13 protein-coding genes and 1 tRNA gene are annotated in these 15,239 nt (G+C 43.3%); 6 read left to right on the top strand and 8 right to left on the bottom strand.

The features are described from left to right. The gene (locus BN35_RS04130) at nucleotides 1–690 is read right to left on the bottom strand and encodes a ParA family protein (protein ID WP_007175121.1); all 690 of its coding nucleotides are present in this window, start codon (nucleotides 688–690) and stop codon (nucleotides 1–3) included. A 547-nt stretch (nucleotides 691–1,237) separates the two neighbouring features. On the opposite strand from BN35_RS04130, the gene BN35_RS04125 reads away from it, so the two are divergent. Next, on the top strand, nucleotides 1,238–1,570 hold the full coding sequence (locus tag BN35_RS04125) for a hypothetical protein (protein WP_007175120.1): 333 nt from the start codon (nucleotides 1,238–1,240) through the stop codon (nucleotides 1,568–1,570). Then, nucleotides 1,554–2,663, top strand: a complete 1,110-nt coding sequence (locus BN35_RS04120) for a HigA family addiction module antitoxin (RefSeq protein ID WP_007175119.1) — start codon at nucleotides 1,554–1,556, stop codon at nucleotides 2,661–2,663. Before BN35_RS04125 ends, BN35_RS04120 begins: the two co-directional genes overlap by 17 nt. A gap of 55 nt (nucleotides 2,664–2,718) precedes the next feature. Here the strand turns inward: BN35_RS04120 and BN35_RS04115 are convergent, their stop codons facing one another. Next, nucleotides 2,719–4,281 carry a relaxase/mobilization nuclease domain-containing protein gene (locus tag BN35_RS04115; protein WP_025072431.1) on the bottom strand — a complete coding sequence of 521 codons (1,563 nt, stop codon included), beginning with the start codon at nucleotides 4,279–4,281 and terminating at the stop codon, nucleotides 2,719–2,721. A gap of 78 nt (nucleotides 4,282–4,359) precedes the next feature. Next, nucleotides 4,360–4,740 (bottom strand): hypothetical protein, encoded by a 381-nt coding sequence (locus BN35_RS04110; RefSeq protein WP_004347529.1) that lies wholly within the window; start codon nucleotides 4,738–4,740, stop codon nucleotides 4,360–4,362. 426 nt (nucleotides 4,741–5,166) lie between these two features. Here BN35_RS04110 and BN35_RS13785 point away from each other — a divergent pair, with 426 nt between their 5' ends. Next, nucleotides 5,167–5,313 carry a hypothetical protein gene (locus BN35_RS13785; protein ID WP_007175117.1) on the top strand — a complete coding sequence of 49 codons (147 nt, stop codon included), beginning with the start codon at nucleotides 5,167–5,169 and terminating at the stop codon, nucleotides 5,311–5,313. Nucleotides 5,314–5,362: 49 nt separating this feature from the next. Here the strand turns inward: BN35_RS13785 and BN35_RS04105 are convergent, their stop codons facing one another. Further along, entirely contained in the window at nucleotides 5,363–6,532 is a 1,170-nt protein-coding gene (locus BN35_RS04105; RefSeq protein ID WP_007175116.1) for a site-specific integrase, read from the bottom strand. 257 nt (nucleotides 6,533–6,789) lie between these two features. Continuing rightward, nucleotides 6,790–6,862: transfer RNA gene (locus tag BN35_RS04100), tRNA-Lys, on the bottom strand. A 291-nt stretch (nucleotides 6,863–7,153) separates the two neighbouring features. Between BN35_RS04100 and BN35_RS04095 the strand changes: the two genes are divergently transcribed. From BN35_RS04095 to BN35_RS04085, 3 genes are all read left to right on the top strand, one after another. Continuing rightward, the gene (locus tag BN35_RS04095; protein ID WP_025072432.1) at nucleotides 7,154–9,247 is read left to right on the top strand and encodes a TonB-dependent receptor; all 2,094 of its coding nucleotides are present in this window, start codon (nucleotides 7,154–7,156) and stop codon (nucleotides 9,245–9,247) included. An 86-nt stretch (nucleotides 9,248–9,333) separates the two neighbouring features. Further along, nucleotides 9,334–10,569 carry an MFS transporter gene (locus tag BN35_RS04090; RefSeq protein WP_028901123.1) on the top strand — a complete coding sequence of 412 codons (1,236 nt, stop codon included), beginning with the start codon at nucleotides 9,334–9,336 and terminating at the stop codon, nucleotides 10,567–10,569. Beyond that, entirely contained in the window at nucleotides 10,566–11,360 is a 795-nt protein-coding gene (locus tag BN35_RS04085; protein ID WP_025072433.1) for a uroporphyrinogen-III synthase, read from the top strand. Before BN35_RS04090 ends, BN35_RS04085 begins: the two co-directional genes overlap by 4 nt. Nucleotides 11,361–11,376: 16 nt before the next feature. On the opposite strand, the gene BN35_RS04080 is transcribed toward BN35_RS04085, so the two are convergent. From BN35_RS04080 to hemG, 3 genes are all read right to left on the bottom strand, one after another. Further along, the gene (locus BN35_RS04080; RefSeq protein ID WP_025072434.1) at nucleotides 11,377–12,732 is read right to left on the bottom strand and encodes a DUF389 domain-containing protein; all 1,356 of its coding nucleotides are present in this window, start codon (nucleotides 12,730–12,732) and stop codon (nucleotides 11,377–11,379) included. A gap of 474 nt (nucleotides 12,733–13,206) precedes the next feature. Continuing rightward, nucleotides 13,207–13,401 carry a hypothetical protein gene (locus tag BN35_RS13585; RefSeq protein WP_145992926.1) on the bottom strand — a complete coding sequence of 65 codons (195 nt, stop codon included), beginning with the start codon at nucleotides 13,399–13,401 and terminating at the stop codon, nucleotides 13,207–13,209. 116 nt (nucleotides 13,402–13,517) lie between these two features. After that, entirely contained in the window at nucleotides 13,518–14,951 is a 1,434-nt protein-coding gene (gene hemG, locus BN35_RS04075; protein WP_234396716.1) for a protoporphyrinogen oxidase, read from the bottom strand. Nucleotides 14,952–15,239 lie beyond the last annotated feature (288 nt).

Raw genomic sequence — 15,239 nt, 5'->3', positions numbered from 1 at the left:
TCATTTTGTCTGCTCTTTAGGTTTGAATATCTGTTGATACATAAAGTCGAAGGTAGGTGATACGATGTCCTTTTGTGGTCCCATCAGTTCGATGGTGTTGTATCGTTGCATGTCCGCCTTGACTTCTATGCGTGGCGTAACCAGACCGAAGTGGCGTAGCTTTTCCTCCGTTTTATCCCACAGCTCAAGTTCCGCTTTCTTGCCATACCGTTTGTCCCATTTATTAACCACGAAGACGAACTGGCACTTCATGATGGGCAGCATACGTTGGAGTTTGGCGATGAAGCCGATGAAAGTAGCGGTGGAATTGATGGAAGTTGCCTCGAACTGATAGGGGCATACGATGTAATGACTGAGGGCAAAGATAGGCACCAGTCCCTGTTGCGACAGGTTGCCGGGTGTGTCCACCAGCACGATGCCTTTGTAACCCTCGCGCAGACTGGTAAGAAACTCCCTGACGTTATTGGTGTCTTTGATGTCGAAAGGCTGTACGGTATAAGGCAAACGTACCCCTCTATATTTCTCTACATCCTCCTTTCGTTTGGAGTAAATGGTTTGCTGTCGGTCAAAATCCACAACGAGTACGCTCTCTCCCTTTGCCGCCAGGTAATCGGCAAACATAGTGCAGAGCGTAGTCTTACCGACACCGCCCTTCTGATTGGCAAAGGTGATCATGATATTGTCTCTCATTGTCGAAGTTGTTATTAGTTGTGTGATAATAACAAACTCCTTTTTGGTAGGCCGGTTATCAAATGGAGTTGGGCCCCAGTAGCATTATTTCGAGAAATAGGTATCTTGCGAATTAGGTAAATGAGGAAGATGCTAAATCGTGAAATCATTGGCAAAGATAAAAAATGGAAATGAAATTTGCAAGAGGTTATTAACTCGTCAGCAAGCACGATAATGCCGATATTCTGGTGATGGTTTCAAGCCATAATAATATTTATAGAAAGGTAGTGATAGTACGCACAACTTATTGGGAATATGGATTGTAGGCTGCAATCCTTTTTCTTTAACGTAGTTTAACTACAGGAGATGAAAATATCCGTAAAGCCCTGCTATGTTTCTGGCTGTTAACGATATCATGGGATAACAACAAAAACATTCTTCTTGTACTTTATAAAAGATGTGGAAAAGTTAAATATGTATATAGTGAACAATAACACCATTAAAAATTACCACATTTGGGAATTTTATCTTATCTTTGCAGCATAAAGGCTAAGATACATTTCACCGCATGAATATCATCTTCAAGGAAGAAGCCTTATCTGAGCTGTATGAAACAGGCAAAACCAAAGACAAGAAATACAAACAGATATGCAAGAATAAACGTTTGGTAGATGGCTACATCCGGGCAGTAGGAATCATTTATGATGTAGAGTGTACAGACGAACTAAAGAATTTCAGCTTCTTACACTACGAGAAATTGAGACATCAGCAGAAAGAGCCTCTAAGCTCTGTTCGACTTGTAAACGGTTTGGTAGAACGCCTGTTGTTCAAGGAGACACAGGATGGCATCGAAGTAGAACTAATTGAAATTGATAGTACACATTATGGCAACAAGAAGTAACAGATTGGTTCCTGTTAGGGCAATCCACCCAGGAGAAATCTTGCGTGAAGAGTTGCGGGAACGTGGTATCAAGCAAAAGGACTTTGCAAAGCAGATAGGTATGCAAGCTACCCATCTGAGTGAGTTTATTCGTGGCAAACGCAATCTGAACGACGATCTGGCCATGAAGCTGGAAAACCATTTAGGGATTCCCTATAAAACCTGGATGAGCTTGCACAATGGTTATATGTATGACAGCAAAGCTGTCAGCAAGAAACAATCGGAAGAACAAAATGCACGTTCGTTTGAGGACGCATGTGCTCGTGTGTTCAATCTTAAACTTCTTTATAAGAAATTGAATTTAGCTGTTCTTCCCCTCCTTGAACGGGTGAAAGAAATAAAATCGCTTTTCTCCTTTGACCTGCTGTCATCTGCAGAGATGAGTAAGCAAGTAGCTGGATTATATAAGCACAGCGACAAGGTTCAGATTGACGAAAAGAATATGCAGACTTGGCTTCTGCTGAGCTGGTTGGCAACTTCACGTGAAAAAGTAGAAAGGACTTATGTACATGGCAATGGAATAAAGGCCGCCGATGCAATCGCAAAATTGGCTAATGAGCGGAAACTTACAGCCAAGGCCATCAAGGATAGTCTTTATCAAAACGGTATAGGTTATGTTGTAGTGGAAAAGTTGGATAAAACCCCTGTTGATGCTTTCTCTACTTATGTAAACCAACATCCTATAGTGACGGTTACCTATCGGTATAATGATATTGATAAATTAGCATTTGATGTTCTTCATGAATTGTGTCATATCGAAAAGCATTTCTCAGAAGAGCACACATCGTTTATCTCTATCGAAGGAACTATCTACTCAAAAGATCCAAGGGAAAAAGAGGCTAACAACTTTGCTAAAGAGCATTTAATTCCATGTGAAGTTTGGAATAAAATACTTTCAGGTAAAAGCAGTAGCCTATCGCCGCACATTGTAGTGAAGGCTATTGCAAAAGAAGCTGAAAAGTATGGAATTAGTCCGACTATAGCAGTTTCAAGGTATAAACATGATACCAACTGGTATCAGACCTCGGCTTACAAGTCATCTAAAATTTATTGATAGAACATGGGCTGGGCGACTTGCCCGGCTCTTCTTGGTCTATGGGCTTACAAGTCTATCGTTTCAGGCTTCGTTCGTCATCAACCTCATAGCTATTTTTACTACCCACTTCCCATTCTGCATTTCTTTCGGAAGCCGATGTCTGGTATGAAAGAATATTTTTCAGGATGCTATTAGAAAGATGAGTGTCGTGGATAGACATAGGTTGGAGCACTTGCAGAGCAGGGAGCAAGGCTTTGAAGTTGATACCTTCTGAAGCCAAATTAAAAATGCACTTGTGCGAGAAATCGACACAATAGTATTCGTCGCCTTGTCTGAAAATGGCAAGATGATTTTCTTTTAATGCTGCCCACAAGTCTTGCTTCTCGGTTGATGCAGCCAGATTGTTCAGCACTTCTACGGCAAAGCCATTGTTGGGCTTGTTGTGTGGATCTATATAAATAAGGTAGGGATTTTCAATCTTCCAGATTCGACAGAGTATATCACGCTCCACCTCGTTGGTGGGGCAAAAGGCCTGGACACAGCGCACCATAAAGTTGAATTTTAATACCTTTTGCACACTGTCGCATAGGGCGACCTCCCTGCCATTGAGCAGCCTGAAACGGCCTTTGGAAATGCGAGTACCATACTGTCGCCATAACATTCTGTTGAGTTCATAAGCAATCATCCGGGGATTATCCTCCAGCATGGCATCCACGTAGAGCTCTACCTTATTGATTCGTTCCTTTTCGCTCATGAAGTGTTGCAGTTGTTTGATAGAGAGCACGCTGCCTCCTTTATACACCGCTTGTTTGTAGTGATCCACTATCATGTAACCGTATGGTTTGTCCTTTGAACCAAAGAAGACGAGCGATACACCAAACTTCTTTTGCAAGATGTCTGACAGTTCACTGCGGCTGGCAACCATGTTGCGATACTTTTTCATAACAGCCCCCAGTTGCCTACGACGTTTGTAGGTTTTCTTTTCATCAATAACAGAGAATTTTGAGGTCAAATCTTCCATTTCGATTTTTGTTCGTACCCGTCCGCCACGTGCAATTTCGAGGTTGCCGTCACGCTCGAAACATTCATAGCCAGATGCTTCCATGATGGCTTTGAATTGTGTAAGCGAATTGAAATTGTAACCAAGAGCCTCCTTCAAAAACAAACTAGCACGCAATTCCTCATCTTCGCCAACAATTTTGTTGATGGCCTCCTGCGAGCGGATGCGCTCGTGACTGTGGTCTATTTTCTGGCCATTGGGATTCACCCGGCTGGTGATGATGTGCAGGTGATTGTTGTCGGTGTCATTGTGCGCATAGATAAGAAGCGGCTGCCCCTCATCATCATAGTCCATTTCGTGAAGATACTGGTGGGCAATATCCAAAAGCTGCTCTTGAGAATATTCATGTCCCCGGCAGGAGATAGCCACATGGAACTGCGCCTTGCGGATATGCTCGTTTCTTGCCGAGTAGTCCATCAGGTACTGTTGCAGTTGCTTGGGCGTGTAGCCATCGACGGCTCCCACATAACCGAAGTTCTGCATTTCAAGGAGCACGGCCTGACCTTTGGCCACCTTTCGCTCGTTGTACTTGACGGCATGGAATGTTGTGCTGGAGGGTAGTATGGTTGCTATCATATTGCTTTCTTGTGATTTTACGTTATCGTGAGACGATGGAAACGGTAAATCGGTATTTACCGATGACGGTTTTTCGCTTTATCGTGTTAATCGTTTGACTATTTGATGCTGTTCCTGTTTTACCGCTGTTAAGAGCTTTTGCAGCTCCATGATTTGAGGGTAAAGCACTTTCTCAAAATAGGGAAGTGTCAGCTCATTGGCTATCGCCAGTTCGTTGGCACGCTTGACCACCTGATTGAAGTTGCCGCCCATCCATGCCAAGTCCTGCTGATACTTTTTGTAAAGAGCCGTCATCTCGTTGAGCGCGGCTATCTTCCGCTTTGTTCCCGTGTCGTCAAATTGTTTGATGGCATCCCATATCATACTGCTTACCGTCTTGTAGTTGACCGCTTTCTGCTTAATCAGTTCGGCATCCTGTGCAGAAATCCTTATCCAGAGTCTTTTCGTTTTTCGTTCCATATTCCTCTGTTTATATTCTGAGTTGCGAAGAATAATCCCCCAACTTGACAGAGTTGGCAATTCACTTTTGTCCGCACAAAAGTACAACTTGCTACCCAAACTCCGTAAGGGAAATGTAGTCCCGCCACTTGCTTGTCTGTAATAAAGTTAGCAAGAAATGATGAGTTGCAATGTCCCTCGCCCTTTTTTCAATAAAAGAGTTTTCGTGAAATTGGAATATCGAAATCCCGATTTGTTGATATTGGGATAAACCGAAGTCATGAGTCCGTTGCTTCGAGAAAAGCCGAAAAGCCGAAGCCGTGAAATCGTGACATTACGAGAATATATAACCACAAAAAACTACTGATTATCAATGTTTTAGATTGCGTTTTGCTTGTTTTTCTCAGTTATTTTTCGTACCTTTAGTAGAACTAATAATGTTTTAAGATGCAAGTGTTTCTCTTCGTATATATCATGTTCAGGGTCATCTTCCAGCTGATAGGTTGGGTGATTAAAGGCTTTTTGTATGTCTTGTGGATGATTTTTGGTGGCATTGCCTACTTGGTGAATTATCTGGTGGAGCGTAAAACATAAAACCACACCTCGAAGTGGGAGGTATGGCTCTATGTGGTGTGTCAATAAATCATCTAATTGCCCGCTGAAGATTCTCAGCGTGCCGTTCTATCGTGGTCTTTAGTACTTTAGCGTAGATTTGTGTAGTCCGGATGTTCTTGTGTCCGAGCATACGCGATACATTCTCGATAGGTATGTCATGTGCGAGAGCCAATGTTGCGAAAGAATGCCTGGCGACGTGAAAAGTCAACGGCTTGTTCAACTTCAGGGCAGTCTCGATGAGGTGAAGAAAGTCATTTGCCTTCTGATTTGAAATCTTAGGAAGGACAAACTTGTATTTCTTTAGCACTTCCATGGCTGGTCCCAGGATAGGGGTGAAAAACTTCGATGCAGTCTTGATACGGCTTCCATCTATGTAATACAACTTTCCCTGCTGTTCTGTCATTTTCTCAAAATCAAAGGCCTGCACATCACAATAGGCCAGCCCAGTGTATGCAGAAAAGACGAACAGGTCTCGAACCTTATCTAATTTTTCGTCCAACTTAATCTTTCTCAACTTTTGTAGCTCAGCCTCTGTCAGAGGCTCTCTTTCCTTGCATTCTCCACGCTTGAATTTGACCTGGGTATATGGATCTACTTCAATCTTACCCTCAATATATAATAGGTGAGAATACTTTTTCAGATGTTTGTGATAGGTATGTATTCCGACATCTGATCGTGTACCGTCGTGTAGCCATTCATCAAAAGCCACCAGATTGTTGCTTGTCAGGTCTGTCAGCTTCTGTATCTTGCCAAATCTCTTCAATGCGTCCAGCGTGCATTGCTTGTGTTTTCGAGTACCCTCACTAATATCTTCAGCCTCGATATGCTCTTTCATGTATTCTATGAGGTTGATCGAAGGTTGAACTTTCACCTTGTACTTTGTGGGGGCTATCTTCTTAGGAGAGGAAATGAAGGTAGGCCGTTGTTCTGCACCATAATAATAAGCATCGAAAGTGGCAATTGTCATTTCATTGCCCAGTAGCTCCATAGCTCCGACAATCTGTTCACACTTTCTTCGCTCGGCTTTCACCTGTGGTGAGGAAGCAAATTTTTCCCACTTTTCAGCAGGGAAGTCACCTAAAGAAATGTACTTACGCTCAGTTCTGCCAAGATAGATGCGTAATTCTACCTTGCCAGAGCCGCGTTTCTCTACTTGTTTCTTTCGGTCAAAAATAACCGTTACATTCTCTTTTAGCATAATTTAACTAATTAAATCGGCTAAAGGAGTAATTTTGGGGTCATCATGTACAAGTGGTAACACATTTTTGGGGGGTGGTAACACATATTGGTAACACATTTTGTTCCCGATAGGGCTTTTAAATTCCCGTTACGTCCTGTTAGCCGCAGGTTCAACATTTAGCATAACTTCCTCTAAATGTGCAACTTAGCTAACAAGTGGCTTGTATAAACGGAAAAGAGGACTTCATTGCTGAAATCCTCTTTTTTAGTACTTTGTGACCCGCATGGGGCTCGAACCCATGACCCCAACATTAAAAGTGTTGTGCTCTACCAACTGAGCTAGCGAGTCTAACCATATTGCTTATTTTCTTTAAGCGAGTGCAAATGTACGAATAAATCTTGGAAGACAGTTATACAAGTGCAACAAATATTGCTATTTTGTCTTTTTTTAACAATCATTGATCGGTTCTGTGCTGTGATGAAACGACAGTAAGTGGAGCCGTATTTCTTGTTTTAATTAGCACTACGAAGGAAGGAAAACACGTGCAATTGGACAGAATCCATATAAATAAGGATTGAATAAATGCTAAAATTAAGATAATTTTGCAACGTTTTTAATCGCAATATTAAATCAAAGAATATGAGATTCTACACAAATTTTACAAGTATGTTATTTGCTATTTTAATAGCAATGCCGGTGATGGCAGAAGAGAAAGATACCATTAAAGTTGGAGACGACTTAGGAGAGGTGTCTGTCATTGGGTTCAAACAAGAGAGAGCGGCTCTGTCGCCTGTGTCACAATCTTCTGTGGGCAATCTCTACATCCAAAACAATCAATTGGATGGACTACGAGAACTGAGTGGACGAATGGCAAACTTTTACATGCCCGACTATGGTTCACGCCAATATTCTCCCACTTACATTCGGGGTATAGGGTCTAAAACCAGCACGCCTTCGGTGGGTGTGTACGTCGATGGAATGCCATACTTTGACCGGTCTGTGTTAGATATGGACTTATTTGGAATTAGCAAGGTGGAGATTTTGCGTGGTCCTCAAGGTACACTCTTTGGCAGAAACTCTACTGCGGGTCTCATCAACATTTATACCCATTCGCCTTTGGACTATCAAAACACCATGGCGAAAATAAGTTATGGCTCTTATAACGACATTCAAGCCATGGCGGCTACGTATCAAAAGCTCTCCAATTCTTTCGGTTTTTCAGTGGCAGGCAACTATCATCATAATGACGGTTACTTTATGAACACCTATTTAAATAAGAAAGCGGACCCTATGGACAATGGGACGATAAGAATAGGATTGGCTTGGAAACCAGCACAACGTTGGTTGATGCGATATTCTCTCAACTTAGATGTTATCGACCAAGGCGGCTTCCCTTATGCAATCTATGACTCCAAAAAAGATGCACTTAATGAGATTAGTTATGACGAGGCATCTGGTTATCATCGTTTTGTGCTTTCTACAGGCATGAATTGGAGATACGAAGGAGATAATTTTAGTTTCAACAGTCAATCTTCCTTTCAGTACAGTAAAGACAAAGTGTCGATGGATCAAGACTTTACCAAGAACCATAGTCTCTTTGTGAGCATGCCGCAACATCAAAACATGTTCAGTCAGGAGTTTACTTTTCGCTCAAAGAACGACCATTGGTACCATTGGATGACGGGCGTTTTTGCCTTTACACAGACGAAAAACTTCGCGACAGCCATCAACTATTTTACGCCTAAGCACGCCCTCCGAGCCAAAGGAACGAAAGATAATGAAAACGAAATCCCCGTTAGTGGACTTGCTGCCTATCATGTATCGAGCTTTGATTTATACAAAGGTCTGTCCGCATCCTTAGGCATTCGCTATGATTATGAAACTTCTAAGGTTGATAATCATACTTACTGGACGCCAGAAAATAATCCTTCAGGCAAATCAAAGTTATTGGTTCAGTACAATGAAAAGATGTATTCCAATCAAATTACCCCACGATTTACGCTTAAACAACAATTTACACCCAATAAAATGGTTTATCTCACGGTTGCCCGAGGATACAAACCGGGAGGATTTAATGCAGCGAAAGAGAGTGAAGACGACCGTTCGTTTGCGGCTGAATACACTTGGAACTATGAAATTGGCACGAAACTCAATTTCTTAGAAAACCGCCTTTCCTTAGAAGCAAGTGCGTTTTACGTAGACTGGAAAGACCAACAGCTTTCAGTCATTGTCCCTATGGTAGGGGCTGTGATACGCAACATAGGACACTCGGACAGCAAAGGATTTGAGGTTTCCCTGTCAGGTCAACCCTTAAAAAATCTCCTTCTTTATGCCAATTATGGATATACTTATGTTCGATTTCTTGCTGCCAATACAGGAAAGAAGCGAGATTACACAGGGAACATCCTGCCTATGGTGCCTCGACATACCGTCTCGCTCAATGCTAATTACTCCTTATACCAGCTTGGCATGTTGGACAGATTGATGTTCAACGCTAATCTCACAGGCATGGGAAAAATCTATTGGCATGAAAACAACGAGAAATATCAACCCTTCTACGCCCTCCTTAATTTGAAGGTAGCCGCCACCAAAGGACATTTTACTTGGGAGTTGTGGACAAAAAACACAACTGCCACCAAATACATGGCATACTATTTCGTGTCTTCCCAAAAGATGGGACAGCCCGGAAAGCCTTTCTGTATCGGTACTTCATTGGTGTACACACTCAAATAAATGCAAGCAAAGGTGTTGAAATCAATTTAGAAACGAACAATTCTATGTGTCACCTTGTCTGACACTTTACATCCTGCATCATATTTATGTCAACTCAGAACAAGTCACATCTATTAGGAACATTTTTTAGTTTATACATTGCCCAAGCCGTTCCCATGAGTTTTTTCTCAACGGCATTGCAGGTGTTGATGCGCGAGCAGGCATTTTCATTAACAACTATCAGCTTGTTACAGTTGATTAAGGTGCCATGGATTCTCAAATTCCTTTGGTCGCCTTTGGTAGATAGACAGTGTATGAGCGTAAAAGACTACAAGCGGTGGATTATTTCCTCCGAAGTTGTTTACGCTGTTCTGATACTTGGTGCAGGATTATTAAACTTAGAAACCAACATCCAACTGATTATCGTCTTGGTATTCCTTTCACTCATTGCCTCTGCCACACAAGACATTGCGACCGATGCACTGGCTATATTGTGTACGCACAAGGAACAAAAGAGCTTTGTGAACGGCATGCAATCCATGGGAAGCTTTGGCGGTAGCCTGTTGGGCAGTGGGGTGTTGTTAATCGTTTTGCATCATTGTGGCTGGAACTTAGTCACCCAATGTCTCAGTGTCTTTGTGCTTTTGGCAATCCTTCCTTTAATCATGAATAAAAAGATTGCGCTTGTTCGTCCTAAAGAGAAGAGCCAGAGAGCGAAATGGAATGATTTTATTTGGTTTTTCAACCAGCGGAAAGTTTATCCGCAGATTATCTTCTTACTCCTTTATTATGCCAGCATCATGGGATTGCTGTCTGTGGTCCGACCGTATATGGTAGATCTTGGTTACAATATGAAAGAGATTGGTTTCCTCAATGGCATTGTCGGCATCTCGGCAGCCATGGTGGTATCTTATCCTGCCAGTATGCTCATCCGCCGTTTCGGCATCGAGCGCGTGAAGATTCTCTTTGCGGTATTCATCCTCATCGCTACGGTCTACTTCACGATGATTTCATTTTCTTCGCCCACGAAGCCATGGCTCATTGGAGGCATCATGTTCCTTTGGATGTGCTATGGTATGGGAACGGTAGTGGTGTACACTTCTTCCATGTTTATTGTTCGCCAAGGACGTGAAGGAACCGATTTCACCATCCAAATCGTTATTACTCATATCAGTGGTTTGTTAATGGCGCTTATCAGTGGCAATATTGCCGACCGCTTGGGATATCATGGGCTATTCTGTGTAGAGGCGGTCATTGCTGCCGTGTCTCTGCTCTATGTGATTGTTTTGTTCAAACGTTCAAAAAGGAGTTCACTTCCTCTCAAAAATGAAGATACGCTATGAAACCAACCATTCTCATCACTGCCCCTCAACATTATTCTTCTCGCTTAGAGGCTTCGTTCAAGCGGTATCAAGACCAAGTGAGCATCGTTCACATCCCGATGGTTCAATCTACTATTGCTACGAACAACAAGCAGATGCAGGAGTTGTGCACTCATCTTCATGAGTATGATTTTGTGGTTTGCTTGAGTCGAAAAGCCATTGATGCCATGCATTATTATGGACACAATCACGATGACCTCACCCAAACTCAATTCTTGGCTATTGGAAAAGACAATGATTATCTTCAAGATAAATTAGGAGTCACTCCTCCTTTCATTGCCGAGGAGTCCAGTCCGCTCGGCATAGCCCAAGCGTTAGAGGCTCGTGGCTTCACTAAGGGATGCCGCATTGTTGCTCTCTCGCCTGCCTTCGTGGATTTGGAAGAACCTCAAACGGTTCCTGTTTTCATCAAACGACTCAAGGAGTTGAACATTGATGTGCAGCGCATCGATGCGTACGTCAATATGGCTTCTGAACTTTCCGAGCGTAAAAAAGCGTATGATTTAATCATCGACCAACAAATTTCTACGGTAGTATTTACCAGTGGTAGTGAGGTGGTGGCATTCAAAGAAGGTCTCGAAGAAGTGTATGGCACCGATGCCGATAGTGTTCTCGAGTTGATTGATGTTGCCTGCATGGGTCCTTATACCGCAGCGCAAGCAAGGCTGATAGGGTTGAAGGTGGATAAGATTCCCACTAAGTTTCATTCCTTTGACGACTTAACCGCCTATCTCATTGCCTCGAAACCTTAATGCGCAGGCTGCCTTCTCACTTGGTATAGGTGGTTACTAACTTTACACTCTCTTCATTTGTGCGCTTCTGAATCCATTCACGCATTTGATTATTTTGGTCGTTTGTCAGTGGTTTCTTCAATTTGAATTCAGCAATGGCTAAAATGTAAGGTTTGTTTGCCGTGCTATCCAAATTAGCTTCGACAACTGGCGTCAACACAAAAGACTGCACTCCGGGATATAACACCAACATCTCGTTAAACATCTCTGTGCTCAATTTTGAATAAGAATTCACTTTCTCCAACCTTTGCTGTAAGTCTGTGATTTCAGCTGCTTGCTGTTGCAGTACCTTGATGCTTTGTTCCTGATTTTTCGAAATAGTTACAAGAGAACCTTCTTCTGGAACAAATTCGGAGGATTCTGTTCCTTGTATGACGTCAAGCTTTAGATGTTTTAGCCGCGAATGTTCGTTCAGCTCCTTTTGTGCTTTCTTCTTTTGCTCAGGCGTAATCTCCTTACCTAATGCCACTATTTGTAATACGCTGTCGCCATAGAGATGTTGTGAGACCACTTGCGTTCCCTTCCAGTTTAAGTTCTGTCGAACAAAGATATTCAACTGTCTATCAAACAAGCTCGATCGCATCATTCGAACAGTCATATAAGCTGCTGGTATCATTGTTAAAACGGCAATGGCGATAATCATTCGATGTACAAATTTACACCGTTGAGGGTCCACAAAGTGTTTGCGTCTGAAACGCAATAAGAAGACACCAAAGGTGGTTGCCACAGCAATGAAGACGGTATTGATGAAGTACAATAAAGAAGCACCAGCAAAAAAGGCTAAGTTCCCCGAAGCAATACCATATCCTGCCGTACATAGCGGTGGCATTAATGCCGTAGCAATCGCCACACCGGGAATCACATTGCCCTTGTCTTTAACAGAGGCAGCCACAATACCTGCTGCCCCACCAAAGAAGGCGATGAGAACATCGTATATGGTAGGCTCCGTACGCGCCAACAACTCTGATTGTACACCTTGGTAAGGTGATAAGAAAAAGTAAATGGTTGCGGTGATAATACCAATAATGGTCGCCACCATATAGTTTTTTACGGCTCGTCTCAATAGCGGTAAGTCATCAATGCCCACCGCTAATCCCATACCCAAGATGGGTCCCATGAGTGGTGAAATGAGCATTGCTCCGATAATAACCGCCGTAGAATTAATATTGAGTCCTAAAGAAGCAATAAACACGGCACATATTAGAATCCAGAGGTTGGCTCCCTTAAAGGTTACTCCTGATGTTATATCTTTAACAACATCCTCTTCCTTCTCACGATTCTCCGACATATCGAAATACTGTCTCAAATATGCCTTCAACGAAACCTTTTCCATTTTGTATAATATCTCGCAGCTATTAGATTGTTCTATTTTGCAAAGATAACAAAATTCAACGAAACTCACCAACAAACTGTCTCATTAACTCCTCTTCTGTCCACCGTTCTTTTTATCGAAGAGTAATGCAGTTAAAACAAAGGCTACTGGTTGTTTGTTGTTTTTGCATCGGAGCATCACGGATATTCACGGACGTTGTCCGTGTCATTCCGTGTTAATCCGTTGCTATCCTATTTTATTTGCTGTCCGTTGCATCGGAGCATCACGGATATTCACGGACGTTGTCCGTGCTGTTCCGTGTTCTTCCGTTGCTTTAATAATTTTATTTACTGTCCGTTGCATCGGAGTATCACAGATTCTCACGGACGTTGTCCGTGTTGTTCCGTGTTAATCCGTTGCTCTCATCATTTTGTTTACTGTCCGTTGCATCGGAGCATCACAGATACTCACGGACGTTGTCCGTGTTCTTCCGTGTTAATCCGTTGCTATCATCATTTTGTTTACTGTCCGTTGCATCGGAGTATCACGGATTCTCACGGACTTTGTCCGTGTCATTCCGTGCCCTTCCGTTGCTTTAATAATTTTATTTGCTGTCCGTTGCATCGGAGTTTCACGGATTCTCACGGACGTTGTCCGTGCCATTCCGTGTTCTTCCGTTGCTCTAATCATTTTGTTTACTGTCCGTTGCATCGGAGTTTCACGGACGTTGTCCGTGCTGTTCCGTGTTCTTCCGTTGCTCTAATAATTTTGTTTGCTGTCCGTTGCAATAACACAATAGGAGTGGATTACTGCCTTGCCACCTCAAAAGCCTGACGTATTCGGTGCGCCATGCCGATGCCGTCTCTAATGTTTCCAGCCAAAATCAAGCCCGGATATTGCTGCTGTATTTGTTCAATGGCAGCGTAGCGTTCGCCACTCGATGCCACGTACTGCGGAATGGCACGCTCGTGCCTGAAGATACGAATGGCATCTGGCTGCACAGACGCAGGCAACTTCAACATACGGTGCAAGGCATCTTCTACTATGGCTGTCAGTTCTTCGTCTGTCTTCGATAAGAAATCTGGATGTCGCACCCCTCCCAAGAAGAACGAGAGAGTAGCACCGCCGAGAGGAGCACGATTTTCGAAACAACTGGAGGGGAACAGTATGCCCAACACTTGTTGCTTCTCGCACGACGGTACCAACCCACCAAAGGCGTTTAGCGATACCCCTTGCGTGTCTTTGATGCCTACCCCCACTTGTACGATGGGCGCATAAAACAAATTCGATATCTTGGACATCAACGATTGTTGGATGAAAGGCAGCAGAGCGGGCAGCGCATACGCCCCACAAGTAGTAACCACTTCATGACAGTAAACGGTTTGCGCTTGTCCTAAACCAGTGGTGTACTTCACCACATAACCACCGTCCGTAGGATGTATTTCCACCCCGTCAGCACCAGTAATGAGATGTGCTGCACCAATAGCATCGCCCAAGGCGTTGACCAAATGACTCAAACCGCCACGTGCAGAAAACACTTTCTTCGTTGCCCGTCGGTCTCTTTCTGTTTTCGGTGCTTTGGCTTTGGCAATGGCTCCACGGATAAAACTACCGTGTTCTTGTTCTAATAGGTATAATTTTGGTAACGCAAATCGGGTAACCAATGTCATCGGATTACCGGCATACACGCCCGATACAAAGGGATCTACCGCATAATCGAGATACGATTTCCCCAATCTGCGCGCTGCCAATGCACCTACAGTCTCGTCAGGATTGGTTCCTTTGGCACGAAAAGGCTCTCCCAAGATGCGGAATTTGTCGTACCACGTAAACAATGGTGTGCGCAATCCTCCTATCGGTCCTGCTGGTAAATCGTGAAAACGCCCTCCTTTCCATATCCAACGCCTTTTCGACGATTCGCATGCGGTCTCCATGCTACACTCTTGGTTTAATGCCTCAAACAGTTCTGCCACCTCTGGAAAGGATACCGAACCCGTGTTAGGACCGCTCTCCATGATAAAGTCGCCCACCTGTTGAGTGTGTATCTGTCCGCCTATTCGGGGTTGTTTCTCTATCACTACCACCTCTTTGCCTTTCCGCTTCAACAGAAAAGCGGTGGTGAGTCCTGTTAACCCTGCACCTATCACACACACATCGACGTTTCGTGTGGCTTCTTGGGCAGGCTGATGCTCATGAGTGGGTTTGCTCTCTACGGAGACGTTGTCTTTATTTTCTGCCATTCTTTTTATCATTATAGGGCGGTTCTATAAATTACCGCCGTAAAGTTTTAGTATATCAGTCAGTTTACGTTTTTGTCATCTTGCGGTCTCTTTTTGGTTCAATTTGCTTGCTCGTTCAGTCGTATAGCCCGCTATACTCCTTCACTTACAAACAAATTGACCACAAAAACAGCCTCGCAATCTGACAAAGCTAATTTATAGAACCGCCCTAAATTGCGCTGCTGCGCTCCTCTAAGGTTACTTTTCTTGTGGGTCAACGATCGTAAAATTCAAATCTCACCACCGCTC

Origin of the sequence: Hoylesella timonensis 4401737 = DSM 22865 = JCM 15640, from assembly GCF_000455445.1 — a bacterium.
GTDB classification, from domain to species: Bacteria; Bacteroidota; Bacteroidia; order Bacteroidales; family Bacteroidaceae; genus Prevotella; species Prevotella timonensis.
Note: the sequence above shows the minus strand (reverse complement) of the source record. Positions and strands in the feature narration are given on the sequence as shown.